The organism is Gemmiger formicilis, from assembly GCF_016901605.1.
GTDB lineage: Bacteria > Bacillota > Clostridia > Oscillospirales > Ruminococcaceae > Gemmiger > Gemmiger formicilis_B.
This window is the reverse complement of sequence record NZ_JACJKP010001037.1, coordinates 1-217: the sequence shown is the minus strand read 5'-3', so window position 1 is coordinate 217 and position 217 is coordinate 1. Positions and strand designations below refer to the sequence as shown.

Sequence of the window (217 nt, the reverse complement as noted above, 5' to 3'; positions counted from 1 at the left end):
TAAAAGCGGTGGTAGGCAGCACGGCGTTTGTCCTTGTCACGCAGGCGCTGTTCCGGGGATTCGGCCCGTTCGCCGTATTCCTGCACAATACGCCGGGCACGGAACTGGGCATCGGCGTGGATAAATACCCGCAGGCAATCAGCTTTGTCCCGCAGAATGTAATCGGCACAGCGGCCCACAATTACGCAAGGCCCCTGACCGGCCAGCCGGCTGATGA

1 protein-coding gene is annotated in these 217 nt (G+C 60.8%); it reads right to left on the bottom strand.

Translation table 11 applies throughout. From position 1 onward, the window contains the following. Nucleotides 1-217: AAA family ATPase (locus tag H6B10_RS17660; protein ID WP_204652585.1), on the bottom strand; the 217-nt coding region annotated here is incomplete at both ends.